Source organism: Lacticaseibacillus parakribbianus (genome assembly GCF_025490915.1).
Taxonomy (GTDB): domain Bacteria; phylum Bacillota; class Bacilli; order Lactobacillales; family Lactobacillaceae; genus Lacticaseibacillus; species Lacticaseibacillus parakribbianus.
Genome location: NZ_JANQBA010000031.1, coordinates 1 through 1,364 on the forward strand (window position 1 = coordinate 1; position 1,364 = coordinate 1,364).

Annotated in this window: 3 protein-coding genes; all 3 read right to left on the reverse strand. The window is 48.9% G+C overall.

Annotated features, from left to right (window positions below; all coding sequences use genetic code 11):
* The coding region (locus NUH19_RS13045; protein WP_262316943.1) for an IS66 family transposase at nucleotides 1–693 on the reverse strand (693 nt) is incomplete at its 3' end.
* A 16-nt stretch (nucleotides 694–709) separates the two neighbouring features.
* Nucleotides 710–1,102, reverse strand: a complete 393-nt coding sequence (tnpB, locus tag NUH19_RS13050) for an IS66 family insertion sequence element accessory protein TnpB (RefSeq protein WP_179394269.1) — start codon at nucleotides 1,100–1,102, stop codon at nucleotides 710–712.
* Nucleotides 1,092–1,277 carry a hypothetical protein gene (locus NUH19_RS13055; RefSeq protein WP_179394268.1) on the reverse strand — a complete coding sequence of 62 codons (186 nt, stop codon included), beginning with the start codon at nucleotides 1,275–1,277 and terminating at the stop codon, nucleotides 1,092–1,094. The genes tnpB and NUH19_RS13055 overlap by 11 nt, the downstream gene beginning before the upstream one ends.
* Between the last annotated feature and the right edge of the window lie 87 nt (nucleotides 1,278–1,364).

A 1,364-nucleotide genomic window follows, 5' to 3' on the forward strand; every position in this document is an offset into this window, starting at 1 on the left:
GTACTCGTGCATCAGGTCATAGACTGGTCTGACGATTTCTGCCGCGTTGATTACCCAGTTTGTCATGGTCGTCTCACTGAGTAGAAGACCCGCTCGGCGCCATTCTAATATCTGACGATAAAGCGGTGTACCCAGCATGTATTTCTGATAGAGCAACTCAGCGACTAGCGACGAGGTCGCGAGACTGTGCGGGAACAACGCCTGCGGCGCTTGTCCTTGATACAGGTGACTCACACCATCCTCGAGCTCACATTCCGGACACTTGTATGTCTCTTCAAAGATACGCTCAACATACAATCTGCCTGGTATGTGTTGGACCACTTCACGCACGAGATGCTTGCCCACTTTAGCCAGCTGATGACCATGATCACACAGCTCACTTTTTCGAGTGATCACGGTTTCTTCGATGGGCAATTTTGGATCGATTGATTCACCGCGACTGCTTTTAGGCTTGCGCTTGGCTTTTACTACGACTATTTCTTCGCTTTGTTGCCCAGTCTGCTCTGGGTCGGTAAAAACACTGTTATCTCCCAGAAGAGACAGCTGATTAGGATCGGTCATCTTCTCCGAATGGGAGCCGTAGAGTTTCCGAGTTAAATACGCGACCTGCTCGGTGAGCGCCTGAACTTGTTTCATGAGTTCTCGATTTTGCTCGAGTGCCTGTTTGAGCAGATCTTCAGTCGTAGTGACCATGGGCGTAGCCCTCGATTCATTGATGTTGGGTTGAGTGTACCACTGGTGCGACGGGCTTTCTACCATTATTTCTTGGACAAAACTGGTTTACCGTCGACTCCAATCCCCAACCAGATAAAAGACGCTCTAATTGCTTAGCGTGGAGTTTCTTAACCTCATTTTGAGTCGTTGGCCACTGTAGCCGGCCGTCCTCAATTCGCTTGTAGAGCAGGATAAATCCATCGCCAGCCCAATATAGGGCCTTAAACCGATCCTTGCGGGTCCCGCAAAATAGAAACAGTGCCCGACTGTACGGATCCAGATGATATTCCTCTTGGATAACTCCAGCCAAGCCTTCAATACCACGACGCAAGTCGGTCTTACCACAAATCAAATAAATGCCGCTGAGCTTGTGGATATCAATGAGCATTGGCGAACACCGCCTTCATCAAGGCATCCAGGATATAGCCCTGGATATGGTTATACACTACAACCGTTTTGTTGGTGTCAATCTTAACTTGAAAGGCCTTGGTGGCAGTGCTCAGTGGCGCCCGCCGCTGGTCATCCTCTAATTTGATCCGAACAATCTCAGGTTTCTCATCCATAAAATTACCTCACCAATTTAGATTTGATGAGGCAATCATACTGCCCGGCAAGGGGCAATCATATCCGGTCTGTTATTGGGTGCTTAC

What these genes read in the sequence shown, in the direction of transcription:
- tnpB (WP_179394269.1), bottom strand. Translation starts at nt 1,102, where the DNA reads ATGCTCATTGATATCCACAAGCTCAGCGGCATTTATTTGATTTGTGGT.
- NUH19_RS13055 (WP_179394268.1), bottom strand. Translation starts at nt 1,277, where the DNA reads ATGGATGAGAAACCTGAGATTGTTCGGATCAAATTAGAGGATGACCAG.